Annotated in this window: 25 protein-coding genes; 20 read left to right on the top strand and 5 right to left on the bottom strand. The window is 71.4% G+C overall.

What is annotated here, in order from left to right:
- Positions 1-5 precede the first annotated feature (5 nt).
- The 12 genes from QQZ14_RS06850 to QQZ14_RS06795 all read left to right on the top strand — a co-directional run bounded on the left by QQZ14_RS06850 (position 6) and on the right by QQZ14_RS06795 (position 9,645).
- On the top strand, positions 6-1,193 hold the full coding sequence (locus QQZ14_RS06850; RefSeq protein WP_284533483.1) for an MraY family glycosyltransferase: 1,188 nt from the start codon (positions 6-8) through the stop codon (positions 1,191-1,193).
- A 145-nt stretch (positions 1,194-1,338) separates the two neighbouring features.
- Entirely contained in the window at positions 1,339-1,806 is a 468-nt protein-coding gene (locus QQZ14_RS06845; RefSeq protein ID WP_284533482.1) for a hypothetical protein, read from the top strand.
- Positions 1,807-1,918: 112 nt separating this feature from the next.
- Positions 1,919-2,080, top strand: a complete 162-nt coding sequence (locus tag QQZ14_RS06840) for a hypothetical protein (protein WP_284533481.1) — start codon at positions 1,919-1,921, stop codon at positions 2,078-2,080.
- A 10-nt stretch (positions 2,081-2,090) separates the two neighbouring features.
- On the top strand, positions 2,091-2,924 hold the full coding sequence (atpB, locus tag QQZ14_RS06835) for a F0F1 ATP synthase subunit A (RefSeq protein WP_284533480.1): 834 nt from the start codon (positions 2,091-2,093) through the stop codon (positions 2,922-2,924).
- Between the two features lie 80 nt (positions 2,925-3,004).
- On the top strand, positions 3,005-3,214 hold the full coding sequence (gene atpE, locus QQZ14_RS06830; protein ID WP_446740479.1) for an ATP synthase F0 subunit C: 210 nt from the start codon (positions 3,005-3,007) through the stop codon (positions 3,212-3,214).
- Between the two features lie 41 nt (positions 3,215-3,255).
- The gene (locus QQZ14_RS06825; RefSeq protein ID WP_446740478.1) at positions 3,256-3,825 is read left to right on the top strand and encodes a F0F1 ATP synthase subunit B; all 570 of its coding nucleotides are present in this window, start codon (positions 3,256-3,258) and stop codon (positions 3,823-3,825) included.
- On the top strand, positions 3,825-4,652 hold the full coding sequence (locus QQZ14_RS06820; protein WP_284533478.1) for a F0F1 ATP synthase subunit delta: 828 nt from the start codon (positions 3,825-3,827) through the stop codon (positions 4,650-4,652). Before QQZ14_RS06825 ends, QQZ14_RS06820 begins: the two co-directional genes overlap by 1 nt.
- 55 nt (positions 4,653-4,707) lie before the next feature.
- Positions 4,708-6,351 (top strand): F0F1 ATP synthase subunit alpha, encoded by a 1,644-nt coding sequence (gene atpA, locus QQZ14_RS06815; protein WP_284533477.1) that lies wholly within the window; start codon positions 4,708-4,710, stop codon positions 6,349-6,351.
- Between the two features lie 3 nt (positions 6,352-6,354).
- Positions 6,355-7,266 carry a F0F1 ATP synthase subunit gamma gene (locus QQZ14_RS06810; protein WP_284533476.1) on the top strand — a complete coding sequence of 304 codons (912 nt, stop codon included), beginning with the start codon at positions 6,355-6,357 and terminating at the stop codon, positions 7,264-7,266.
- Positions 7,267-7,270: 4 nt separating this feature from the next.
- The gene (atpD, locus tag QQZ14_RS06805; RefSeq protein ID WP_284533475.1) at positions 7,271-8,725 is read left to right on the top strand and encodes a F0F1 ATP synthase subunit beta; all 1,455 of its coding nucleotides are present in this window, start codon (positions 7,271-7,273) and stop codon (positions 8,723-8,725) included.
- Positions 8,725-9,117, top strand: a complete 393-nt coding sequence (locus QQZ14_RS06800) for a F0F1 ATP synthase subunit epsilon (RefSeq protein ID WP_284533474.1) — start codon at positions 8,725-8,727, stop codon at positions 9,115-9,117. The genes atpD and QQZ14_RS06800 overlap by 1 nt, the downstream gene beginning before the upstream one ends.
- Positions 9,118-9,195: 78 nt before the next feature.
- Positions 9,196-9,645: a DUF2550 domain-containing protein gene (locus QQZ14_RS06795; RefSeq protein ID WP_284533473.1), complete on the top strand. Its 450-nt coding sequence runs from the start codon at positions 9,196-9,198 to the stop codon at positions 9,643-9,645.
- An 86-nt stretch (positions 9,646-9,731) separates the two neighbouring features.
- Here the strand turns inward: QQZ14_RS06795 and QQZ14_RS06790 are convergent, their stop codons facing one another.
- Entirely contained in the window at positions 9,732-11,165 is a 1,434-nt protein-coding gene (locus QQZ14_RS06790) for an FAD-binding oxidoreductase (RefSeq protein ID WP_284533472.1), read from the bottom strand.
- A 259-nt stretch (positions 11,166-11,424) separates the two neighbouring features.
- Between QQZ14_RS06790 and QQZ14_RS06785 the strand changes: the two genes are divergently transcribed.
- The gene (locus QQZ14_RS06785) at positions 11,425-12,591 is read left to right on the top strand and encodes an MFS transporter (protein WP_284533471.1); all 1,167 of its coding nucleotides are present in this window, start codon (positions 11,425-11,427) and stop codon (positions 12,589-12,591) included.
- Between the two features lie 191 nt (positions 12,592-12,782).
- Here QQZ14_RS06785 and QQZ14_RS06780 read toward each other — a convergent pair whose 3' ends face one another.
- Together QQZ14_RS06780 and QQZ14_RS06775 are read right to left on the bottom strand one after the other, a co-directional pair.
- Entirely contained in the window at positions 12,783-13,220 is a 438-nt protein-coding gene (locus QQZ14_RS06780; RefSeq protein ID WP_284533470.1) for a hypothetical protein, read from the bottom strand.
- Between the two features lie 17 nt (positions 13,221-13,237).
- The gene (locus QQZ14_RS06775) at positions 13,238-13,813 is read right to left on the bottom strand and encodes a cob(I)yrinic acid a,c-diamide adenosyltransferase (RefSeq protein ID WP_284533469.1); all 576 of its coding nucleotides are present in this window, start codon (positions 13,811-13,813) and stop codon (positions 13,238-13,240) included.
- Between the two features lie 207 nt (positions 13,814-14,020).
- Here QQZ14_RS06775 and QQZ14_RS06770 point away from each other — a divergent pair, with 207 nt between their 5' ends.
- The 7 genes from QQZ14_RS06770 (at position 14,021) to QQZ14_RS06740 (ending at position 20,835) form a co-directional block, all read left to right on the top strand.
- Complete coding sequence (locus QQZ14_RS06770; RefSeq protein WP_284533468.1) at positions 14,021-14,329, top strand: STAS domain-containing protein; 309 nt, start codon at positions 14,021-14,023, stop codon at positions 14,327-14,329.
- Positions 14,330-14,406: 77 nt separating this feature from the next.
- Complete coding sequence (locus tag QQZ14_RS06765) at positions 14,407-16,467, top strand: protein meaA (RefSeq protein WP_284533467.1); 2,061 nt, start codon at positions 14,407-14,409, stop codon at positions 16,465-16,467.
- Complete coding sequence (locus QQZ14_RS06760; RefSeq protein ID WP_284533466.1) at positions 16,464-17,069, top strand: histidine phosphatase family protein; 606 nt, start codon at positions 16,464-16,466, stop codon at positions 17,067-17,069. Before QQZ14_RS06765 ends, QQZ14_RS06760 begins: the two co-directional genes overlap by 4 nt.
- Before the next feature lie 37 nt (positions 17,070-17,106).
- The gene (locus tag QQZ14_RS06755; RefSeq protein WP_284533465.1) at positions 17,107-17,289 is read left to right on the top strand and encodes a hypothetical protein; all 183 of its coding nucleotides are present in this window, start codon (positions 17,107-17,109) and stop codon (positions 17,287-17,289) included.
- Positions 17,290-17,334: 45 nt separating this feature from the next.
- Complete coding sequence (locus QQZ14_RS06750) at positions 17,335-17,859, top strand: ferritin (protein WP_284533464.1); 525 nt, start codon at positions 17,335-17,337, stop codon at positions 17,857-17,859.
- A gap of 124 nt (positions 17,860-17,983) precedes the next feature.
- Positions 17,984-19,030: a phosphatase PAP2 family protein gene (locus QQZ14_RS06745; protein WP_284533463.1), complete on the top strand. Its 1,047-nt coding sequence runs from the start codon at positions 17,984-17,986 to the stop codon at positions 19,028-19,030.
- The gene (locus QQZ14_RS06740; protein ID WP_284533462.1) at positions 19,027-20,835 is read left to right on the top strand and encodes an MFS transporter; all 1,809 of its coding nucleotides are present in this window, start codon (positions 19,027-19,029) and stop codon (positions 20,833-20,835) included. Before QQZ14_RS06745 ends, QQZ14_RS06740 begins: the two co-directional genes overlap by 4 nt.
- A 3-nt stretch (positions 20,836-20,838) precedes the next feature.
- On the opposite strand, the gene QQZ14_RS06735 is transcribed toward QQZ14_RS06740, so the two are convergent.
- Positions 20,839-21,411, bottom strand: coding sequence for a hypothetical protein (locus QQZ14_RS06735; protein WP_284533461.1), 573 nt, complete (start codon positions 21,409-21,411; stop codon positions 20,839-20,841).
- 10 nt (positions 21,412-21,421) lie between these two features.
- A complete protein-coding gene (locus tag QQZ14_RS06730) occupies positions 21,422-23,281 on the bottom strand; it encodes a right-handed parallel beta-helix repeat-containing protein (RefSeq protein ID WP_284533460.1) in 1,860 nt (619 codons plus the stop codon).
- Positions 23,282-23,323 lie beyond the last annotated feature (42 nt).

The following is a 23,323-nucleotide window of genomic DNA, read 5'->3' as shown; positions in this document are numbered from 1 at the left end:
GGCCCGTGCGGGAGTACCTCCTCGTCTTCCTCGTCGCCGCGGCGACGACGTACCTGCTCACGGTCATCGCCCGCGAGATCGCCCTGCGCACCGGGGCGGTCGCCAAGGTCCGCGACCGCGACGTGCATGCCGTGCCGATCCCCTACCTGGGCGGCCTGGCGATGCTCGGCGGCCTGGTGGCCGCCTACATCGTGGCCCGTCAGCTCCCGTTCCTCTCGGAGAGCGGGCCGTTCGTGTTCCGGGATGCCGGGATCGTGCTGATCGCGGGTGCGCTGATCTGCGCGGTGGGCGTGCTCGACGACCTCTTCGAGCTGGACGCGCTGACGAAGCTCGGCGGGCAGGTGCTCGCGGCCGGGTTCCTGATCGCGTTCGGGATCCAGTACATCTTCTTCCCCGGCGGCGACGGCGTGCAGGTGACGATCGACTCCGCGCAGGGTGCGTTGCTGACCGGGTTCATCGTGGTCGCGACCGTCAACGCCGTGAACTTCGTCGACGGCCTCGACGGCCTGGCCGCGGGCGTCGTGGGCGTGGGGGCGCTGGCGTTCTTCGTGTACTGCTACCAGCTCTCGAACATCAACAACGTGACGCTCGCGACCACCGGGGCGCTGCTCAGTGCCTCCCTCGCCGGCGTGTGCGCGGGGTTCCTGCCGCACAACTTCCACCCCGCCCGCCTCTTCATGGGCGACAGCGGCTCGATGCTGATAGGTCTGGTCCTCTCCGCGAGCGCGGTCACGCTCACCGGGCAGTTCGACCCCGAGCAGATCAGCTCGGGTGGCGCCGGCTCGCGTGCCAGCTTCGTGCCGACGCTGCTGCCGCTCGCGCTGCCGGTCTCGCTGCTCGTGGTGCCGATCGTCGACCTGGTCCTGGCGGTCGTACGCCGCACGCGCGCCGGTCGCTCGCCGTTCGCGCCGGACAAGCAGCACCTCCACCACCGGCTGCTCGAGATCGGCCACTCCCACCGCCGCGCGGTGGTGATCATGTGGATGTGGGCCGCGCTGGTGGCGTTCGGCACCGTCTTGATGAGCCTCTACAGCGACGACGCCTGGATGTGGGTCTCAGTCTCGACGATGGCCGCGCTGACCCTGGGCGTCACGTTCCTGCTGCCCAGGCTGCACCGGGGTCGGCGACCGCCTCCGGGCGCCACGAGGCCTGGGCCGATGGGACCCGTGGAGCCCGTCGAAGGGGTCGGCTGAGACCCGCCAGAGGGGCGTCCGCAGGCCTCTCGTGGCCATTGGATCGTTCCGTTTTCGGCTGCTCCGGACTTTGTGTTAACTTTCACAAGCGTCGCGGACAGGCTCGCGACGGCCCCGAAATTCGCCTCCCAGGACGGCCGCCACCATGACGACCGAGACGAACCAGGTCACCCGCCACCAGGGGTCCGGTGTGCTCCTGGGCGCGACCGCCGGCTCGCTCGTCGCGGGCCTCGCGCTGGCCCTCGTCGGTGCGCTCGTCGCCGGCTCGACCGCCGCGTCCGGTGCCCTGGTCGGCACCGCGCTCGTGGTGCTCGTGTTCGCCGGTGGCTCGTTCGTGGTCGACGAGGTGGCCCGCGTCATGCCGGCCGCCTCGCTGCTGGTGGCGCTGCTGACCTACACGCTCCAGGTGCTCGCGATGGGCCTGGCGTTCGCCGCGCTCTCGCGCTCCGGGGCACTCGACGAGTCCCTCGACCGCGGCTGGCTCGCGGGCGCGGTCATCGCGGGCACGGCTGGCTGGCTGGTCCTCCAGATCGTCCTTGGCGACCCGGGTGCGGATCCCGGTCTACGAGCTCCACCCGGCCGGTCACCGTCCCACGGCAGCGCGGGCGGGTGAACGATGACCGCACACGACTGCTATCGTCCGGGGCGCAATGAGTCGACAGGATCCGCCGCCTGGGACTCAGGAACAACCGTCGGGGGATCCCTGGCACGCCTTCGGGTACATCGTGTCCGGGGTCGCGCTGTACGGCTTCCTGGGGTGGTTGGCCGACCGCTGGCTGGGGACGGAGTTCCTGGTGGCGGTGGGCATCCTGATCGGCGCGGGACTCGGCATCTACCTGACCTTCGCCCGGTTCAACCGCGCGCAGCCACACGAGCACGACACGTAGAGGAGAACCGGTGACGATCGCAACCTCCGTGGTGCGCACCGCCGAGGGCGACGGGTTCACCCCGCCCGGCCCGCACGACTTCGACCTCCCCGCCATCGGCGGTGGTCACGACACCTTCGAGATGTTCGGGCAGACATTCGTGCTCGGCGTGACCAAGCCGATGCTCCAGATCGTCCTCGCGGGCATCCTGGTGTTCGCCTTCTTCTACGCCGCGGCGCGCAAGCAGGCGATGGTTCCGGGCCGGCTGCAGTTCGTCGGCGAGGAGGCCTACGGCTTCGTCCGCAACTCCCTGGGCCGCGACATCATCGGCGCCCGCGACTTCGCGCGGTACGTGCCCTACCTGTTCACGCTGTTCTTCTTCATCCTGCTGAACAACCTGTTCGCGTCGATCCCGTTCATCGAGTTCCCGACGTTCTCACGCTCGGGCATGGTCTACGGCCTCGCGATCATGAGCTGGGTCATCTACAACGTCGCGGGCATGCGCCGCCACGGCGTGGGCGGGTACCTCAAGCTGCAGACCGTCCCGGCCGGCATCGGCGGCCCGATGCTGCTGCTGCTGATCCCGCTCGAGTTCATGTCGAACATCCTGGTCCGCCCGGTCACGCTGGCCCTCCGTCTGTTCGCGAACATGTTCGCCGGCCACCTGCTGCTGATCCTGTTCGCCCTCGGCGGCGAGTACATCCTCACCGAGAAGGCGATCCAGTACGCCCCGGTCGGCATCCTCGCCTGGGTGCTGTTCATCGCCGTGGCCTTCCTGGAGATGCTGATCCAGTTCCTGCAGGCCTACGTCTTCGTCCTCCTGAACGCCATGTACATCTCCGGTGCGCTCGCGGACGAGCACTGAGCTCCACCCCAGAAGTCCCCCAGATCTCCACCTCCACTCGAAGTAGCAAGTAACCCGAAAGGAAACTAGCCGTGATCCCAATGGCTATGGACGGCTCCGCCAACATGATCGGCTACGGCCTCGCCGCAATCGGCCCCGGTGTGGGTATCGGCCTGATCTTCGCCGCGTACATCAGCGGTGTCGCGCGCCAGCCCGAGGCCCAGAGCCGGCTGCAGTCGATCGCGATCCTGGGCTTCGCGCTCGCCGAGGCGCTCGCGATCATCGGTATCGCCCTCGCGTTCGTTCTCTGACCGGTCCGACGAAGACCGACGTAGGACCGGAAGGACCCGCCATGCAAGCACTGCTCGCCGCACCGTTGGCGAAGGCTGAGGAGCTCAACCCGCTGCTCCCACACGTGGTCGAGATCGCCCTCTCGCTCGTGGTGTTCGGCCTGCTGCTCTTCGCCGTCTGGAAGTACGTGACGCCGAGGTTCGAGCAGATCTACGCCGAGCGTACCCACGCCATCGAGGGTGGTCTGGCCGCGGCCGAGACCAAGCAGGCCGAGGCCGCAGCGTTGATGGCCGACCTCGAGCAGCAGCTCGCGGACGCCCGGCACGAGGCCGCCCGGATCCGCGAGGAGGCTCGCGAGCAGGGCGCGCAGATCATCGCCGAGATGCGCGAGCAGGCTCAGGCCGACGCCGCGCGGATCGTCGAGCACGGCAAGACGCAGATCGAGGCCGAGCGCCAGCAGGCGGTCACCTCGCTGCGGGCCGAGGTCGGCAGCCTGGCGACCAGCCTGGCCGGCCGCATCGTCGGTGAGAGCCTCGAGGACGACGACCGCTCCGCACGGGTCGTCGAGCGCTTCCTGGCCGACCTCGAGACCATCGAGGCCTCCCAGGCCGCGGGTGGCGGGGCGAGCTGATGGTCCAGCAGCTCAGCTCGTTGCGCGGGTCCTCCGCCGAGGCCCTTCAGGTCCTCGGCGAGCAGGTCGACGGCGACGGCTACACCCTCGAGGAGTTCGGCTCGCTCGGCGACGACCTCTTCCGGGCCGCCGCGCTGCTGCGCTCCGAGCCCTCCCTGCGCCGGGCGGTGACCGACGTGTCCACCCCCGCGGAGGCCAAGGCCGCGCTGGTGCACGGGCTGCTCGACGGCAAGCTCGGCACCCCGGCCGTCGACCTCCTCGCGCAGGCGGTCGGCCTGCGGTGGGTCGCGGCCCGCGACCTCCCGGACGCCGTCGAGCACCTCGGCGTCGTCGCCACGGTCCGCTCGGCCGGTCGCCGGGAGTCCAAGCGGCTCTCCGACGAGCTGTTCGTGGTCGGCCAGGTCGTGGAGGAGGACGCTGATCTGCGGATCGCGCTCTCCGACCCGGTCCGTTCGGTCGACGACAAGCGCACGCTGCTGCGCGGGCTGCTGGAGGGGCGGGCCCTGTCCGCCGCGGTCGCCCTGGTCGAGCAGGCGCTCGCCGGGTCGCACCGCTCCTTCCACGCGGCGATCACGGAGTACCAGAAGGTCGCTGCGGCGACCCAGGGCGAGGGGGTCGCGCTCGTGCGCGTCGCCCGTGAGCTCACCGAGGCGGAGCGCACCCGCCTCGAGCAGGCACTGAGCACCCAGTACGACCGGCCGGTCCACCTCAACATCGAGGTCGACCCGGCGCTGCTGGGTGGCATGCGGGTCGAGATCGGCGACGACGTCATCGACGGCACCGTCGTGTCCCGCCTGGACGACGCACGACGGAGACTGGCCGGCTGATGTCGGACAGCACCCAGACCACATCACGAGAGCCCAGGAGAGTAGGGACAGACAAATGACGGAGCTTTCGATCCGGCCCGACGAGATCCGCGACGCGCTGCAGCGGTTCGTCTCCGAGTACCAGCCCGACGCCGCCAGCAAGGAGGAGGTCGGCACGGTCGCCACCGCCGGTGACGGCATCGCCCGCGTGAGCGGCCTGCCGTCCGCGATGGCCAACGAGCTCCTCGAGTTCGAGGACGGCACCATGGGCCTCGCGCTCAACCTCGACACCCGCGAGATCGGCGTCGTCATCCTCGGTGACTTCGAGGGCATCGAGGAGGGCCAGACGGTCCGCCGTACCGGCGAGATCCTGTCCGTCCCGGTGGGCGACAACTTCCTCGGCCGCGTGGTCGACCCGCTCGGCAAGCCGATCGACGGCCTCGGCGACATCGAGGCCGAGACCCGCCGCGCCCTGGAGCTGCAGGCGCCGACGGTGATGGACCGCAAGTCGGTCCACGAGCCGATGGCGACCGGCATCAAGGCCATCGACTCGCTGACCCCGATCGGCCGTGGCCAGCGCCAGCTGATCATCGGCGACCGCGCCACCGGCAAGACCACGATCGCGATCGACACGATCATCAACCAGAAGCAGAACTGGGAGTCGGGCGACCCGACCAAGCAGGTCCGCTGCATCTACGTCGCCATCGGCCAGAAGGGCTCGACGATCGCCTCGGTGCGCGGCGCCCTCGAGGAGGCCGGGGCGCTGGAGTACACCACGATCGTGGCGTCCCCGGCGTCGGACAGCGCGGGCTTCAAGTACCTCGCCCCGTACACCGGCTCGGCCATCGGCCAGCACTGGATGTACGACGGCAAGCACGTCCTGATCATCTTCGACGACCTCACCAAGCAGGCCGAGGCCTACCGCGCCGTGTCGCTGCTGCTGCGCCGCCCGCCGGGCCGCGAGGCCTACCCGGGCGACGTGTTCTACCTGCACAGCCGGCTGCTCGAGCGCTGCGCGAAGCTCTCCGACGACCTCGGTGCGGGCTCGATGACCGGCCTGCCGATCATCGAGACCAAGGCCAACGACGTGTCGGCGTACATCCCGACCAACGTCATCTCGATCACCGACGGCCAGATCTTCCTGCAGTCCGACCTGTTCGCGGCCAACCAGCGGCCGGCGATCGACGTGGGCGTCTCGGTGTCGCGCGTGGGTGGCTCGGCCATGACCAAGGCGATGAAGGCCGTGACCGGCTCGCTCAAGGTCGACCTGGCGCAGTTCCGCGCGATGGAGGCGTTCGCGATGTTCGCCTCCGACCTCGACGCGGCCTCGCGCCAGCAGCTCGACCGCGGCCAGCGACTGATGGCACTGCTCAAGCAGCCGGCGTACTCGCCGTACCCGCTCGAGGAGATGACGGTGTCGCTGTGGCTCGGCACGAGCGGCAAGCTCGACCGGGTCCCGACCGAGGACGTGCTGCGCTTCGAGCGCGAGTTCCTCGACTTCCTGCGCCGGTCGCACGAGGGCATCCTCTCGGCGATCCGGGAGTCGCTGAAGTTCGAGGACGACACCGCGTCGTCGCTCGAGGACGCCTACACCTCCTTCCTCGACCAGTTCGAGACCTCCGAGGGCGGCTCGATCAAGGTCGGCCACGAGCCCGAGGCCGAGCCGCTGGCCGACGCGGACGTCGAGCAGGAGCAGATCGTCCGACAGAAGCGGGGCTGACCGATGGCTCTGTCGGTACGTGAGTACCGCGCGCGGATCAAGTCGACGGAGTCGATGAAGAAGATCACGCGCGCCATGGAGCTCATCGCTGCGTCCCGCATCATCAAGGCGCAGCAGCGGGCCCAGTCGGCCGCCCCGTACGCCCGCGAGCTGACCCGTGCCGTGTCCGCGGTGGCGACGTACTCCAACGTCGACCACCCGCTGACGCGCGAGCCGGAGAACCCGCAGCGGGTCGCGATGCTGATCGTGACCAGCGACCGCGGGCTGGCCGGCGCCTACTCCTCGAGCGTGCTCAAGGAGGCGGAGCGTCTCGCCGAGAAGCTGCGCGGCGAGGGCAAGCACATCGACACCTACCTGTGCGGCCGCAAGGGTGAAGCGTACTTCCGCTTCCGTGGCCGTCCGGTGGTGCGGGCGTGGACCGGGTTCTCGGACCAGCCGTCCTACGAGGCGGCGCTCGAGGTCGGCACCACGCTGATCGACGCGTTCCTCGACGAGGAGGGCGAGCACGCCGTCGACGAGGTGCACGTGGTCTACACGCGCTTCCGCTCGATGCTGCTGCAGGAGCCGACCGCGGTCCGCCTGCTGCCGTTGGAGGTCGTCGAGGGCGAGGAGCGGCCGGCGAGCGACGAGGTGCTGCCGCTCTACGAGTTCGAGCCGTCGGCCGAGGCGGTGCTGGACAACCTGCTGCCGCAGTACGTCCAGAGCCGCATCTTCTTCGCCTTCCTGCAGGCGGCGGCGTCCGAGCTGGCCGCCCGTCAGAAGGCCATGAAGTCGGCGACCGACAACGCCGACGAGCTGATCAAGAAGTACACACGGATCGCCAACCAGGCCCGTCAGGCCGGGATTACCCAGGAAATCAGCGAGATCGTCGGTGGCGTCAACGCGCTCGCCGACGCACAAGCCGGGAGTGAGTGAAGACATGACTGCAACGATCGAAGAGACCCAGGAGACCGGCCCCGCGGGCGTCGGCCGGATCGCCCGGGTCATCGGCCCGGTCGTCGACGTCGAGTTCCCGGTGGACTCGATGCCGGAGATCTACAACAAGCTCGAGTGCGAGCTGACCCTCAGCGGCGAGACGAAGACCCTCTCGCTCGAGGTCTCCCAGCACATCGGCGACGGCATGGTCCGCGCGATCTCGCTGCAGCCGACCGACGGCCTCGTCCGCGGCGCCCAGGTCACCGACACCGGCGGCCCGATCACGGTCCCGGTCGGCGACGCCACCCTCGGCCGGGTGTTCAACACCCTCGGCGACGTGCTCAACCTCAAGGAGGGTGAGACCTTCGAGGTCAACGAGCGCTGGGGCATCCACCGCAAGGCGCCGGCGTTCGACCAGCTGGAGTCGAAGACCCAGATGTTCGAGACCGGCATCAAGGTCATCGACCTGCTGACGCCGTACGTCCAGGGCGGCAAGATCGGCCTGTTCGGTGGCGCCGGCGTGGGCAAGACCGTGCTGATCCAGGAGATGATCGCGCGCGTCGCCAAGGACCACGGCGGTGTGTCGGTGTTCGCCGGTGTCGGCGAGCGCACCCGTGAGGGCAACGACCTCATCGTCGAGATGGAGGAGGCCGGCGTCATCGGCCAGACCGCCCTCGTGTTCGGTCAGATGGACGAGCCGCCGGGCACCCGCCTGCGGGTCGCGCTGTCCGCGCTGACGATGGCGGAGTACTTCCGCGACGTGCAGGGCCAGGACGTGCTGCTGTTCATCGACAACATCTTCCGCTTCACCCAGGCCGGCTCCGAGGTCTCCACGCTGCTCGGCCGGATGCCGTCCGCGGTGGGCTACCAGCCCAACCTGGCCGACGAGATGGGCACGCTCCAGGAGCGGATCACCTCGACCCGTGGTCACTCGATCACCTCGATGCAGGCGATCTACGTGCCGGCCGACGACTACACCGACCCGGCCCCGGCCACGACGTTCGCCCACCTCGACGCGACCACCGAGCTGTCCCGCGAGATCGCGTCGCTGGGCATCTACCCGGCCGTGGACCCGCTGACCTCGACGTCGCGGATCCTCGACCCGCAGTACATCGGGCAGGCGCACTACGACTGCGCGGTCCGGATCAAGCAGATCCTGCAGCGCAACAAGGAGCTGCAGGACATCATCGCGATCCTCGGCGTCGACGAGCTCTCCGAAGAGGACAAGATCATCGTGTCCCGGGCTCGCCGCATCCAGCGGTTCCTGTCGCAGAACACCTACGTCGCCAGGCAGTTCACCGGCATCGAGGGCTCCACGGTCCCGGTGGCGGACACGATCGAGGCGTTCAACAAGATCGCGAGCGGCGAGTACGACCACGTGGCCGAGCAGGCCTTCTTCATGTGCGGCGGTCTGGACGACGTCGAGCAGAAGTGGGCCGAGATCCAGAAGAGCCTCTGATGGCAGAGCACCTGCACGTCGAGCTCGTCGCCGCCGACCGGACCGTGTGGTCCGGTGAGGCGGAGATGGTGATCGCGCGGACCACCGAGGGCGACGTCGGTGTGCTGCGCGGTCACGCGCCGCTGCTCTCGGTGCTGACCGACGCGGTCGTCGAGATCTCGACGGCCGACGACGGTGTCGTGGTCGCGGCCGTCGACGGGGGATTCCTCTCCGTCGCCAACGACCGGGTCTCGGTGCTCTCGCAGCGCGCGCTGCTGCCGGAGGAGATCGACGTCGACCAGGCTCGCGTCGAGCTGGAGGAGGCGCGCGGCCTGATCGGCGCCAGCGACGAGGCGGAGCGGCGCCTGCGCCGCGCCGAGGCACGGATCCGGGCGGTCGAGCGCGCCTCCTGACCGGCCCCTCGCCGGACCTGTGGTGCTGCCCGCTAGGGTGTGCCTCCCTGGGTACGTGAGGTCCGAAGAGGGGTACGGATGCCGGCATGGCAGTGGCTGCTGGACGCAGCCGGTGTGCTGCTCGGCATCGTCCTGCTCTACGGCCTCGGCCTGGTCCTCCGCCGTCGCCTGCTGTCCCGCAACGGCGGCACGTTCGAGCTCAGCTATCGCGTCCGGTCCTCACACGCCGGGCGCGGTTGGCTTCTCGGGCTCGGTCGCTACTCCGGTGAGTCGCTGCAGTGGTTCCGCTACTTCTCGCTGTGGCCGCGACCCAAGCGGGTCCTCCAGCGCTCCCAGCTCGTCTTCACCGGCCGGCGTACGGCGGAGGGCGCCGAGCAGATGTCGCTGTACCCAGACCACGTCGTGATCGCCTGCAACACCCCGGACGGTGTCGTCGAGCTCGCCATGTCACCGGCCTCGCTGATGGGCTTCCAGTCCTGGCTGGAGTCCGGGCCGCCCGGCACCGACTGGACCCGCCCCCCACGTTGACCCGCCCGAAACTTCGCGACGGGTCAACGCCGGATGTCGACAAACCGCGTTGACCCGCCCGAAAGTTTCGGGCGGGTCAACGCGGATCAGGCGGTGGGGCGACCACCCTCGTAGAGGCGGGGGACCGGGTGGTTCGCGACGAACATGCCGTGCGGGTCCACCGCGCTGCGGATGCCGGTGAGCTGGGTCCACACGTCCGCGCCATACGCCGAGCGGGTGTCGACCGGGTTCTCGGCGAAGTTGAGGTACTGCCGGCCGTTGTCGAACGGCGCGAGCGCCTCGGTCAGGCGGACCGCCTCGGCGTGCACCCGGGCCCCGATCTCCGGGGTGGCCGCGATCCCGCCGCCGAATGTGACGAACTGGGCGTCGAGCCGGCTCAGCACGCCGCCGCCCTCGTGCGGGCGACCCAGTGCGCCGCCGAGCTGGCGCAGCTCGGCCATGAGCAGCGAGGTCGTCGAGTCGGGGCCCGCCTCGGCGATGAACGCGTCGACGGCCGCGTCGGGGAACGACGCGAGCATGGCGCTGTCGGAGGCGAACGGGGCGCCGCCCTCGGGGTCCATGTGCAGCCGCACCAGCGACTTGGCCGGCACCCGGGCGAACGTGTCCAGCTCGGGTCGCAGCGCGCGCAGGCCGGCGAGCAGCTCGGCGCCACGGTCGTCCGAGCCGAGGACGGCGCCGTCGATCACGACCAGCTGGCGGCCGCGGAGGAACTCCGGGAGGTCCGGCATCTCCGGCAGCCGCATCGCGCGGAACGCCGTGGTGATCTCGTCGGGTGCGGTCGGCGCCCAGGCGGCCCACTCGCGCAGCACCGGCTCGAGGTGCGCCAGGTCCCACATGAGCATCCCGGCGTACACCGTCTCGATGTCGTACATGCGGAACTCGAGCGCGGTCACGACGCCGAAGCTGCCGCCGCCGCCGCGGATCGCCCAGAAGAGCTCGGGGTTGGTCGTGGCATCGGCGCGCACCAGGCTGCCGTCGCCGATGACGACCTCGACCGCGGTGAGGCTGTTGGTGGCGAGGCCGAGCTTGCGGGCGTACCAGCCGATGCCCCCGCCGAGGGAGTAGCCGGCGATGCCGACGTCGGGGGAGGAGCCGTGGAGGACGGCCTTGCCGTGGGCGGCCGCGGCGGCGACGGCGGGCTCCCAGGTCGTGCCGCCCTCGACCCGGACGATGCCGCGGACCGGGTCGGCGATCGCGCTCGTCATCTCGGAGGTGCGGACCAGGACGACGTCGTCGAGACCCCGCGCGGCGAGCGGCCCGGCGTTGTGCCCGGTGCTCTGGGGAGCGACGCGCAGGCCGGCCTCGGCGGCGACGCGGACGACGGTCGCGACCTCGGCCGCCGAACGCGGGAGGGCCACGGCGGCGGGTCGCTGGTCGATCGCGACGTTCCAGGGCAGCCGGGCGGCGTCGTACCCGGGGTCGCCCGGCAGGTGCACGTGGCCGCCGATGAGGCCGCGGAGCGCCTCGGCGGCGCGGGGCGATGTGGTCGGGTCCTGCGTGGGGTCGAGCTCGATGGTCATGGTGGTGACTCCTGTGTCGGTGAGGTCTCGGGGACGTCGGTGGTGATCGGTGCGATGACCATGCCGACCGGCACTGGGAGGCGACTTCGAGCCGACTTGGAGCGACGTGGCAGTCGCGGGCCTGCGCCGCCGCTGGGGTCGCCGACCGGGTCCGGGAGGTGCGTGCGGACTACCTCTGCTGACGACGGTCGCCCGCGGCGGTCTTGACCGGTCAAGTAAGGATTTGGGTGCGCGGCCCCGGATCGGGTTGGGTGGGGTCGTGCCCGCCGTCCTCCCCGCCCGCAACGCCGTCGCCGTCGTCTTCATCCTCAACGGGTTCTGCTTCTCCTCGTTCGTGTCGCGGGTGCCCGACATCCGCAGCACGCTCGACCTGAGCAACGGCGGCCTGGGGCTGCTCCTGCTGGCGATCTCGTTCGGCTCGGTGCTCGCGCTGCCGTCCGCCGGCAAGCTGATCGAGCGGGTCGGGCCCGCGGGCGCGGTGCGCCTCGGCGCCGCGTCCTGCGCGGTCGGCCTCACGGCCGGCACGATCGGCATCGGCGTGTTCGAGATCCAGTCGCTGGCCGCCGTCGGGCTGTTCTTCTACGGCGTCGGCACCGGCGTGTGGGACGTCGCGATGAACGTCGACGGCGCGGCCGTCGAGCGTCACCTCGGGCGCACGATCATGCCGCGCTTCCACGCCGGCTTCAGCTTCGGCACGATCGCCGGCTCCGGTCTCGGCGTCCCGATGGCCGCGCTGCACGTGCCGATCGAGGTGCACGTGACCGTGGTCGTGCTGCTGTCGTTCGCGGCCGTGCTGGTGGCGGCGCGCTACTTCCTGCCCCCGCCGCCCGCGGAGGAGGTCGCCGCTCCCGCGCGGTCGGCCTGGCTCGAGCCGCGGACGCTCGCGATCGGCGTGATGGTGCTGGCGTTCGCGCTCACCGAGGGCAGCGCCAACGACTGGCTCGCGCTCGCGCTCGTGGACGGGTACGACGCAGCGCACTGGGTCGGCGTCGCCGGCTTCTCCCTCTTCGTGACCGCGATGACAGCCGGGCGGCTGGTCGGCTCGACGGCACTGGACCGGTTCGGCCGGGCGCCGGTGCTGTGGGCCACGACCGGGACCGCCCTCGCCGGCGTGCTGCTGGTGATCTACGGGCAGTGGGCGCCGCTGGTGGTCGTCGGCATCCTGCTCTGGGGCCTCGGTGCGTCGCTCGGCTTCCCGGTCGGCATGAGCGCGGCCTCCGACGACCCGGTGCGCGCGGCGGCACGGGTCAGCGTGGTCTCGACGATCGGCTACGCGGCGTTCCTCGCCGGTCCGCCGTTCCTCGGCTGGCTCGGCGACCACGTCGGGACCCTGCACTCCCTGCTCGTGATCGCGATCCTGATGGGTCCGGCCGCGCTCGCCGTGTTCGCCACCCGCACCCCGGAGCGCGACCGGGTCGCCGCCTGACGGGTTCTCGTGGCACACCCCGTCTGGATGTGGCCGGGGCGCGTCCTGGAAGGTGCTGCGGTTTGGTCACCAACGACAATGTGGGAGCGGTCCCACCTGCAGTTGGGGACCAAACGACGACCCACCGCGGCCACCGGAGCGGGTGGGGGTGGCCTACCCGCGGGCGCGCCGGGTGGGTCGCCTGACCGGCGTCACTCGCCGAGGCCGAGGTTCTCCTGGGTCGAGGTGATCAGGGCGACCACCGCCTCGAGGTAGAGCTCGGCGCGCGACTCGGCGGCCAGCACCTGGGCCGCGGGGACGGTCAGCACGACGTCGTCCACGAGCTCGTCGCTCGGCCACGGCATCAGCGTCCACTCGTCGACCTCGCGGACCACGACGTGCAGCCCGATCCCGCCGACCAGCTCGCGGCGCCGGTGGAACTCCGGGTCGGCGGCGAGGGTCTCGAGCGCCTCGTCCCAGGCGGGGTCCGTCGTGACCACCCGGCCGTACGCCGGGTCATCCCCGACCCCGGTCTCCGGGTCGTCGAGCTCGGCCTCGGCCGCCGCGTCCCAGGCGGTCACCACGCCGGGCGGCGCCTGTGGCGCCTTCCACTGGAGCCAGACGCCGAGGGAGAGGGCGGACTCGTCCATGTCGTCCACGTCGTCCGTCAGTCCCGCTCGCCGCCGGGCACCCACAGCACGTCACCCTGCTCGCTGTTGGCGTGCCGCGCGAGGATGAACAGCAGGTCCGAGAGTCGGTTGAGGTAGGTGATCGCGAGCACGTTCATCGTGGAGCTGTGCACGTCGTACGCCGCCCACGCGGATCGCTCGGCGCGCCGGACGACCGTGCGGGCCACGTGCAGCAGGGCCGCGCCGGAGGTGCCGCCGTTGAGGATGAAGGACCGCAGGGCCGGCAGTGCCTCGTTGTAGTGGTCGCACCACGCCTCGAGGCGGTCGACGTACCCCTGCTCGATGCGCAGCGGCGGGAACTCGGGGTTCTCCACCACCGGGGTGCAGAAGTCCGCACCGACGTCGAAGAGGTCGTTCTGGATCCGAGTGAGCACGGCGACCACGTCGTCGTCCAGCCCGCCCTGCGCGAGCGCGAGGCCGAGGTGCGCGTTGGCCTCGTCGACGTCGGCGTACGCCGCCAGCCGGAGGTCGGTCTTCGTGGTGACGCTCATGTCGCCGAGTCGGGTCTGTCCGGCGTCGCCGGTGCGCGTGTAGATCCGGGTGAGGTTGACCATGCTCGTGAGGGTAGTCGGGGGCCGGGGCATGACCACCGTCGCACCGGGTACGGATCTCGGTGAGGGCTGCGGACGCGACACGGCGGAAATTTCCCGAGGAACAGACGCAACCTCGACGGTGTTACACGCGTCATAGTCAGTGACAGGCACGCCATCGACGGATGGAGCAGCCGGGGTGTCTCTGGGCCCCGGAGGACGGGGCAGGGCATGGAGATCATCACCGACGGGCCGACACTTCTGCTCAGCGGCGACTTCGACGTGCGCAGCACGTGGGAGGCCCGCAACGCGATCTACGACCTGCTCGGCGGGTACGACGAGGACGTCGTCGTCGACCTGACCAACGTGACCACCATCGATGTGACCGCTCTCAAGGTGCTCGCCGTCGCGACCCGCCAGGCCAGCCGCGAGGGCCATCACCTCACCCTGCGCGGGTGCGGGCCCGCCGTACGCCGGATGCTCCATCTCTCCCGCCTGATCCGGGTCGTCGAGGTCGAGCGCGCCGCCGTCTCGGCGTGAACCCCCAGCGACCGTGTCGGATAACCCACACGCGCAGGCGGTTACCAATCGGTAGGCCTCGACCTACCCTCTGACCCATGACCGAGACGGACCGCCCCCAGCAGGACCGCCCCGCCAAGGACCGTGCCCCCAAGGATCGACCGTGGGTGATGCGCACCTACGCCGGGCACTCGACCGCCGCGGCGTCCAACGCGTTGTACCGCACCAACCTCGCGAAGGGGCAGACCGGCCTGTCGGTCGCCTTCGACCTGCCCACCCAGACCGGCTACGACCCCGACTCGCCGCTCGCGCGCGGCGAGGTCGGCAAGGTCGGCGTACCGGTCCCACACCTCGGCGAGATGCGACGGCTGTTCGAGGACATCCCGCTCACCGCGATGAACACCTCGATGACGATCAACGCCACCGCGATGTGGCTGCTGGCGATGTACCAGGTGGTGGCCGAGGAGCAGAACCCGGACCTGAGCCCGGAGGAGGTCGCCGCCCAGCTGGCCGGCACCACCCAGAACGACATCATCAAGGAGTACCTCTCCCGCGGGACCTACGCGTTCCCGCCCGAGCACTCCATGCGGCTGATCGCGGACGTCATCTCCTACACCGTCCACCAGATCCCGAACTGGAACCCGATCAACATCTGCAGCTACCACCTGCAGGAGGCCGGCGCGACGCCGACGCAGGAGCTGGCCTACGCGCTGTGCACCGCGATCGCGGTCCTCGACGCCGTCCAGCAGTCCGGTCAGGTGTCCGAGGAGGACTTCGGACGCGTCGTCGGCCGGATCTCGTTCTTCGTCAACGCCGGCGTCCGGTTCATCGAGGAGACCTGCAAGATGCGCGCGTTCGTGCGCCTCTGGGACGAGATCACCCGTGAGCGCTACGGCGTGCAGGACCCGAAGATGCGCCGCTTCCGCTACGGCGTCCAGGTCAACTCCCTCGGCCTGACCGAGGCCCAGCCCGAGAACAACGTGCAGCGCATCGTGCTGGAGATGCTCGGCGTGACGCTCTCCAAGGACGCGCGCGCCCGCGCCGTCCAGCTGCCGGCCTGGAACGAGGCGCTCGGTCTGCCGCGGCCCTGGGACCAGCAGTGGTCGCTGCGCCTCCAGCAGGTGCTGGCCTTCGAGTCCGACCTGCTCGAGTACGACGACATCTTCGCCGGCTCCCACGTCATCGAGGCCAAGGTCGCCGAGCTGGTCGACAGCGCCCGCGCCGAGATCGACCGGGTCCAGGCGATGGGCGGCGCGATCGAGGCCGTGGAGTACATGAAGCAGGAGCTGGTCTCCTCGCACGCCGCCCGCCGGGCCCGCATCGAGTCGGGCGAGGAGAAGATCGTCGGCGTCAACTGCTTCGAGACGACCGAGCCGTCCCCGCTGACCGCGGACCTCGACGCCGCGATCATGACCGCGGACCCCGACGCCGAGCGGGCCGCGGTCGACAGCGTCCGGGCGTGGAAGGAGCAACGCGACGAGGCCGAGGTCGCCGACGCGCTGAGCAGCCTGGCCGAGGCGGCCAAGACCGACACCAACCTGATGGGTCCGACCCTGGCCGCGGCCCGCGCGGGCGCGACGACGGGGGAGTGGGCGGCCACCCTGCGCGAGGTGTTCGGCGAGTACCGCGGCCCGACCGGCGTGAGCGGGGCCGTCGGCGCCGTGTCCCAGGCGGGGACGGCCGGGGCGGAGCTCGCGGCCGTGCGGGAGCGCGTGCGCGCGACCGGGGAGGAGCTCAGCGGTCACGGAGGCGGGCGGCTGCGGCTGCTCGTCGGCAAGCCGGGCCTCGACGGGCACTCCAACGGTGCGGAGCAGATCGCCGTCCGTGCCCGCGACGCCGGCTTCGAGGTCGTCTACCAGGGCATCCGGCTCACGCCCGAGCAGATCGTCTCCGCCGCGGTCGCCGAGGACGTGCACTGTGTCGGGCTCTCGATCCTGTCCGGCTCGCACATGGAGCTGGTCCCGGCCGTGCTCGACGGCCTCCGCGAGGCCGGCCTGGGCGAGGTGCCGGTCGTGGTCGGTGGGATCATCCCCGAGTCCGACGGGCGGCGGCTGCGCGAGCTCGGCGTCGCGGCGGTCTACACGCCCAAGGACTTCGGGATGACCGAGATCATGGGCGGCATCGTGGACGTGATCCGCAAGGCGAACGGCCTGGCGTGAGCGCCCTCCAGTGCCCGGCCCGGGTCTTCCTCGCTCGTCACGGCGAGGCGGAGTACGAGACGGCGCTGGTCACCGACGACGGCGGCAGCCTGACCGCCCGTGGCCGGGAGCAGTCCCGGGCGCTGGCGGAGCGGCTGCGTCCCGAGCGGATCGCCCGGGTCTGGACCAGCCCGCTGTCACGGGCCGTGCAGACGGCCGAGATCGCGGCGGCCGTGCTGGGCGTCGACGTCGTGGTCCGCGAGGGCCTGCGTGAGTACGGCGTGGGCTCGCTGGCCGGGACGGGCGGCGACGAGGCGGCGGTGGTCGGGCCCCTGTTCCGGGCGTGGGTCGACGGCGACGAGGAGGCGACGATCCCCGGGGGCGAGCCGGTCGCCGGCATCGTCGCGCGCGCCCGTGGCGTCCTCGACGAGATCGCCGACGCCCACCCGGGCGAGGCGGTCCTGGTCGTCTCGCACGGCGGGGTCGTCCAGGTCACCGTCCCGGAGCTGCTGGGCCTGCCCCGCGCCTCGGCGTACGACCTCGTGCTCCCGGGCGCCGGCCTTGTCGAGCTGGAGGCCGACGCCGACGGCTGGCGTCTCGTCCGGCGGGACGCCGACCGATGAGGTAAGGCTGCCCTAACAGTTCTGCTACCGTGGGCGCGTGGCCAAGACCCCGAAGCTCCCCAAGATGGAGTGCTGCGCGTCGAAGACCAAGTGCGGCCGCTGCCCCCTGCGGATGCTGAAGGAGGGCACGCTGCCGGCCGGGTATACGGTCAAGAAGCGCAAGCTGGTTCGGGTCGACGGCAAGTCGGTCACCAAGAAGAAGCTCGCGAAGGCCGCCTGACTCCCGGCGCCTCCCACCGCCCCGCCGATCCCGAGGAGCGCCTCCGTGGCCGCACCCCGCTTCACCGACCAGCTCAACGCCCAGATCGGCAACGAGCTCGCCGCGCACAATCAGTACCTCGCCTGCGCCGTCTACTACGACGCGCTGACGATGCCCCGGATGGCGGCGTTCTTCTACGCCCAGGCCCTCGAGGAGCGCAGCCACGCGGCGATGATGATCCAGTACCTCCTCGACACCGGCGCCGACGTCGTGATCCCCGCCGTCGAGGCGCCGGTCAACGCCTTCGAGGACGTCGTCGCCCCGGTCGCGCTCGCGCTCCAGCAGGAGAAGCGGGTCACCGAGCAGATCAACGGCCTGCTGCGGATCGCGCGCGCCGAGGGCGACTTCGCCTCCGAGCAGTTCATGCAGTGGTTCATCAAGGAGCAGGTCGAGGAGGTCGCCACGATGAGCGACCTGCTGGCCGTCACCTCCCGCAACCGCGACGACATCGCGGACATCGAGGAGTACGTCGCCCGCGAGCACGGCGCCGCCGAGAACGACCCGGCAGCGCCCCGTCAGGCCGGAGCCTAGGAGCCGCGCGGGCCGTCTCCCGGCGCCGGCTCGGTGCCCTTCGCTATGCTCCGATGGGCTCGCCTGTGTGCGTCCGGGCGAGCCGAGTGGTGAGGGCAGGGTGGGTGCGATGACAGGCGGTGCGATGGCAGGGCGGGAGGCGCTCCGGCTGACCACGTGGGTGTGGGCACTCGCGGTGGTGTTCGCGTCGGTGGCGCTGCTGCGCTCCGAGCACCTCGGGATCCCGTTGCGCGACCCCGGAGGCGCGATGTTCCGCGGCCGGCTGACCACGGCGGTCGTGATCCTGGTGCTCCTGGCCCTCGCCGACGCGCTGGTCCGCGGGGTGCGGACCGGGCCGCTGAGGCGGTCACTGCTGGAGGCCGGCCGCCACCTCCGCCGGCGCTGGACCCCGCAGCGACTGCTGCTCGTGGGCTCCGGCCTGCTGGCCTACCACGTGATCTACATCAGCTACCGCAACCTGAAGAGCTGGGACGCGCTCAACACCCCGCTCGACCAGAACCTCCTGGACGCGGAGCGGTGGCTCTTCCTCGGGCACAGCCCGGCGGTGCTGCTGCACGACCTGCTCGGCGACCAGCAGGCGGCCGTCGTCCTCTCGGTCGTCTACCGCTCGTTCACCTACCTCGTGCCGCTGTCGGTCGTCGGCACGCTCGCCCTGCTGCCGCGGGTCCGCGATGCCTACGTCATGCTCTGCTCGGCGCTCTGGGTCTGGATCCTCGGGCTGGGGTCCTACTACCTCGTGCCGTCGCTCGGCCCGTTCGCCTCCGCACCCGAGGAGTTCGCCGGGCTGAGGCCCACCGCGATCACCGCGACCCAGACCAAGTACCTCGCCGAGCGCGCCCACTTCCTCGCCGACCCCCATGCGGCCGACGCGTTCGTCAGCATCTCGGCGTTCGCCAGCCTGCACGTGGGCTTCACCTGCACCGTGCTGCTGGTCACCCGCTACTACGGGTGGCGGCGTACGTCGATGGCGCTGACCGTCTACCTCGCGGCGGTCATGGTCGCCACCGTGTACTTCGGCTGGCACTTCGTCGTCGACGACGTCGCCGGCGTGGTGCTCGCCCTCACCGCGTTCACCCTGGGGCGGCTGATGGTCTATCCGCTCGGGCGAGGGCGGGACGCGGCTGCGGAGCCGTCCGGCGTCGATGAGGACGACGCCGTGGCACCGGCATGAGCTCGGCCGGGCGCACCCTCACCGTCGACCCACCCGTCGTCGGCGAGGTCGCTCTCACCCGGCGCCCGGCACTTCGTCCACACCTGGCTCGCGCCCTCCACTCACCGGTGGTGCTCGCGATGGTCCTGTCCGGGACCGCGCAGATCCTCTGGTGGCGGTTCTTCGCCACGGCCGGCGGCGACATCGCCGCCCAGGACGCGTGGGCCGAGTTCGCCCGGCTGCACCCCGGGAGTGCCTACAACCTCGCCTGGTACGGCGGGATGCACCCGGTCTCCTACAGCGTCCTCTCGCCGTACCTGATGGCCGCCGTGGGCGTCCGGACCACCCTGGTGGTCGCGGGCACGCTCGCCGCGGGGCTGCTGGCCTGGCTGCTCGTCGGTCGCGGGCGCAGTGACGCCCGCGGGATGGTGGTCGCCGGCTACGCCGCGCTGGCGCTCGTCGGCAACGCCGTCTCCGGTCGGGTCACGTTCGCGCTGGGCACGCTGTTCGCGCTCTCGGCGCTCTGTCTGGTGCTCGGCTGGCCACGCCGGCGCTCGCCGGGCCTCCCGCTGCGACCGGCCCGCGGCGCTGCGGTCGCCCTCGCGGCCGGTCTGGCGACCGCAGCGAGCCCGGTGGCCGGGCTGTTCCTCGGCCTGGTGGCAGCGACCTTCTGGCTCGGCCGGCACCGGGCCGCGGCGTACGCCCTGGGTCTGCCGCCCGTGGCGGTCGTCGCGCTCTCGGCGCTGCTGTTCCCCTTCTCCGGGACCCAGCCGATGCCGTGGTACTCGACGATCCTGCCGGTGCTCGCCGGGGTGGCGGTGGCGATCTCGGTGCCCGAGAGCTGGCGGAGCGTGCGGCTGGCCGCGGTCCTGTACGCCGCGGCCGTCCTCCTGGTGTGGCAGATCCCGTCGCCCATCGGGACCAACATCTCCCGGCTGGGGCTGCTGTTCGGCGGCGTGGTGCTGGTGGCCGCCGCGGCCACCGGGCGGTGGCGCACGTCGAGCCTCGCCCGCCGGGCCGGTCCGGGGGTCGCGCGCGTCTTCTTCGTCGTGGCCGTCGTGACCACGTCGATCTGGCAGGTGGCGACCTCGGCCCGCGACGCGGTCGGTGCCAGCGGGCAGACGTCGTGGGCGTCGGACCTGGACCCGGTCCTCGCCCAGCTCGAGCAGCGCGACGCCGATCTGGGACGGGTCGAGGTGGTCCCGACCCGCAGCCACCGCGAGGCCGCGGTGTTCGCGCCGCACGTGCCGTTGGCCCGCGGGTGGAACCGCCAGGCGGACGCCGAGCGCAACCCGCTCTTCTACCGTGACCGGCCGCTGACCGAGCAGGCGTACCGGCGCTGGCTGCACCGGTGGGCGGTGCGGTACGTCGTGCTCTCCGCCGCCGAGCCCGATGCCGCGGCGGTCGCCGAGACCGACCTGATCAGGAGCCGGCTGCCCTACCTGCTGCCGGTCTGGTCGGACGAGCACTGGACGCTCTACGCCGTCCGCCGGCCCACGCCGCTGGTGTCGCCGCCGGCGCGGGTCGTCTCGTTCGACGCCGAGCAGCTGACCCTGTTCACCCCGAGCGCGGGCGATGTCGTGGTGCGGATCGCCGACTCGCCCTGGCTCAGCGTCGAGGACGTCAACCGGATCCAGCTCGACGCGAGCACCTCGTTCGTCCAGCGGTTCCTGACCGAGCCGTGCCTGTCGGGCCTGGACACGGTGGATCTCGCCGGGAGCGCCCGCCCGCACAGCGACGACTGGCTCGTCCTGCACGCACCGGCGGCCGGCACCTACCGGATCTCGGCGCCGTACAAGCTGCCCCGGGGCACGTCCTGCCCGTGAGGATCAGCCCGGGGGCCGCGAGGTGGCGGTCGAGCTGGGGCAGAACGCCTCACGGGGCGAGCCGGTGTGCAGCTCCTCGGGCAGCGCGACGGTGACGGTGCCGGCGGGGAGGCCGGTGAGGACGCCGGCGCGCTCGACGCGCAGCACGACCGCGGTCACGAACGCGCCGGCCCGGGCCGAGAGCGTCTCGCAGCCGCCCATCAGCAGCGAGAGCGTCACCTGCGCGGACTCGCCGGGGGAGAGCCGGAAGGTGGCTTGGCCGCCGGCGTCGGTGAGCCCGGTGTAGGTGAACAGCCGGCTCGGCGGCTGGTCATCCGCGAGTCCGCGGACGGTGACCGGGAGCCGGTCGTCGTTGGTGAGCTCGAAGGTGTAGCGCAGCGTCCCGCCGTCGTCGTAGCGGACCTGCCGCACCGTGCGGTCGCCGATGCGGAACACCCCGGTCGCCTCGGTGCCGGAGACCGAGGTCGGGCCGTCGGCGCGCAGCGAGGGCGCGGACCGGGCCAGGGCGATGCCGCCCACGGCCAGCAGGACGGCGAGCACGACGGCCACGAGGCCGGCCCGGCGCCCCCAACCCATCGGCGGTCGCCTACGCAGCACGGGGCGACCGCCGGCGCCGGCGCAGGCCGAGGAGCAGCCCCAGGGCCGCCGCGGTCGTCGCGATCGGGGCGACCAGCACCACGCCGGAGGCCGTGCCGTCGGGAGTCGTCACCGCCGCGCGGGCCGATGCGGGCCGGGTCGGGCTGTCGAACCATTCGCAGGCCGGCGGGTGCTTCCACGTCGGGTCGGCGCGGTCGTACTGGCTGCAGCTGAGGAAGCCCGCGTCCTTCACCGGCGCACCGGGCAGGAACACCGAGCCGCCGTCCGCGCAGGAGGGTGGCGGGACGGTGAAGTTGTCGGTCTGGCCGGCCGAGCCGTAGTGGTTGTCCTCCCAGCAGTTGCCGACGCCCTGGTCGTCCCACCAGTGGTCCATGCCGTTGGGGCGCTCGGCGCCCGAGGGGTCGAGGCCCATCTGGTTCTGGAACGTGTGGTTGTGGTTGGAGGTGTCGTAGAGGTGCGTCGGGTCGTAGTCGTCGCGCAGCGGGGCGGGCACCCAGAACTGCATGGTGCCGTAGCGCCAGTTGTCGTAGATCCAGTTGTGGTCGGTGGAGTCGTAGTTGCCGCCGGCGATCAGCACGCCGGTGCCGACCGGGGTCGGCACCACCGGGCACACGGTGCCGTTCATGTAGCCGCGCTGCTCCATGGGCTTGTCGCACACACCGGTGTCGACGAACTCCGTGTACCAGTTGGAGTTGTTGGAGTGGATCCGGTTGCGATTCCACCGGGCGTGGTCCTGCGGCAGGCCGGGGTGGCCGGGGAAGAGCGAGTCGGTCGCGATGCCGGTCGCGTTGTCGTGGAAGTCGTTGTCGTGCGCCCAGATCGAGTTGCCGGCCGTGCCGGAGTAGCCCAGCGTGTTGTCGTGGCTGTCGTTGTGGCGGATCTCGATCGCGTAGCGGGTGGCCTCGAACTCGGTGTTGTCGGCGTTGAGGTCGGACCCGGAGCCGGGGTAGATGCCGGAGTCGCCGTTGTAGTAGGCCTCCGAGCGCTGGATCAGGCCGTGGTCGCTGGCGAACGCGAGGATGCCGTACTCGTCATTGCCCCGGGCGACCACGCGGTCGATCACGAAGCCGTCGGTCTCCAGCACGTAGATCGCGTTGAACTCGGCCTGCTGGAACGTCATGTTGCTCAGGTAGAGCCCACCGGCCCGGTCGGCGCGGATCGCGTTGAGCTTGTGGAACCGGTTGTCGACCACCACGTCGGCGGGGGAGCGGCCGGTGCCGACCAGCTGCAGCCCGCACAGGCGGCTGTCGCAGCGGATGCTGTCGTTGCCGGGCGTCCGGTCGCCGAAGACCGCGATCAGGTTGAGGTTGTGGGCGCAACGCCGCTGGTCGGCGTACGACAGTGCGATCGGGTTGGACTCACCGGCCGCGGCGGCGGCCTTCTCGGCCCCCGGGTCGGGGGAGGAGAGGCTGCCGATGTACTCCGAGAACGGCAGCGGCGACTTCGATGCGGTCTGCAGGTGCGAGCAGTAGTCGCTGCGCTTCGCGCCGGCCCACTTGGCCTCGCGGTAGGTGCCGGGCAGCACGTAGACGGACGTGCGCGGCTTGGCGATGGAGTTGATCGCGTCCTGGATCGAGCGGTAGCGGCACGAGCGGAGCAGCCGCTCGTTGCGGGCCTTCACGGCGCCGTCGGGCATCGCGGCGATCCGGCCGGCGCTGTCGCGCTGGCAGACGACCCGCTGGCGTGGGTTGTCGTACCCGAGGAACGACGGGCGGTGCCCGGTGCCGTCGGGGAACTGGGCGGGGCGCTCCTCGTGCGCGGCCGCAGGGCCGGCGCCGGACAGCACCGTGAGCACGACCAGGGCGGCGGCCACGGAGGCCAGGACAGCAGCGGGGACACGACGCGTCATCGGGGCACCTTTCGTCGGTGACCCAACGACCCCGTGAACGCA

The organism is Nocardioides sp. T2.26MG-1 (assembly GCF_950101795.1).
In the GTDB taxonomy this organism is placed as follows: domain Bacteria; phylum Actinomycetota; class Actinomycetes; order Propionibacteriales; family Nocardioidaceae; genus Nocardioides.
This window is presented reverse-complemented; position numbering and strand designations above follow the sequence as displayed.